The 1,028-nt window shown below is 53.5% G+C and carries 1 protein-coding gene and 1 pseudogene; both read right to left on the bottom strand.

Annotation, left to right across the window (positions count from 1 at the left end; genetic code table 11):
• The coding region (locus SOQ14_RS14295) for a hypothetical protein (protein WP_322898786.1) at window positions 1-322 on the bottom strand (322 nt) is incomplete at its 3' end.
• 363 nt (window positions 323-685) lie between these two features.
• Window positions 686-1,028: pseudogene (locus SOQ14_RS14290) on the bottom strand (B12-binding domain-containing protein); the annotation flags it as partial.

Raw genomic sequence — 1,028 nt, 5'->3', positions numbered from 1 at the left:
AGTTATAATTGGGGATTATTAGCAAAGGGAAAAATATAATGGAAATTCCAACCAGATGAATTAAAGCCCATTTATTTTCTCGGTCAGAATTCTGAAAAATTTCAAAAAATCGGCGCCACGCATTTTTTTGGCCGTATATTACTAAACCTAAAGCAACCACGACACACAATGCACTAATAAATACACTGCGTAAGGCTCGGCACTCTGTTTCAAGACCAGTCAGGCGGCAATCAATTGGAGTGAAGATTTGAAAACTCGCGATGACGGCGAGAGTCTCAATTACGTACAATGTCAGAAGCGAAAAAAATCCGATTCTTGTCACGCAATCATTCCTATTTTTACCCCGCCGTCGCGCTACACGTTTGCTGGTAAACCGAGCGTCAAAACACGTCGTGACAAGTAGTCTGGGCCCGAAGTATCCACTATCCAAGGGTAGGCTTTTGGGTGAATTTGATGCCCATAGCTGCGAGTGATGGCAACAACCAAATCTTGGGCGGGCCGTTCACCTGCCGTCGCGCTCCCCGCACGCAGCGGAGCGGCTCTGTCAGAGCAAGTGCGACAGCTAAGGTCACCCGTTTTCGCTCACATCCACCCAAACAGAACCGAGCTCGGCAGCCGCTACAGGGCAAAGGCACTTCCGCTAGATCATGCTCCAGCGACCAGCCGGAAGGCCCGAAAGGCGCAAACAAAGCAGCACCACGCCGACAATGTTCTTGCCGATGTCATGCACATCGCCCTTCACCGTCGCCATGATGATCTTGCCCTTGGCCTTGCGCTCCTCTTCGGGGAGCAAGTCCTTCTCGGCCTCGATGAAGGGGATAAGGTGGGCGACGGCCTTCTTCATCACGCGCGCGGATTTGACCACCTGCGGCAGGAACATCTTGCCCGAGCCGAACAGGTCGCCGACCACGTTCATCCCGTCCATCAGCGGCCCTTCGATCACCTCGATCGGGCGGCCACCCTTGGCGGCGATGGCGGCGCGCATCTGTTCGGTGTCGTCGACGATATGCGCGTCGATGCCCTTGACC

The sequence above is a fragment of the Erythrobacter epiphyticus genome (genome assembly GCF_034653295.1).
GTDB lineage: Bacteria > Pseudomonadota > Alphaproteobacteria > Sphingomonadales > Sphingomonadaceae > Erythrobacter.
The sequence above is the reverse complement of the archived record's forward strand: the minus strand, read 5'-3'. Positions and strand labels throughout refer to the sequence as shown.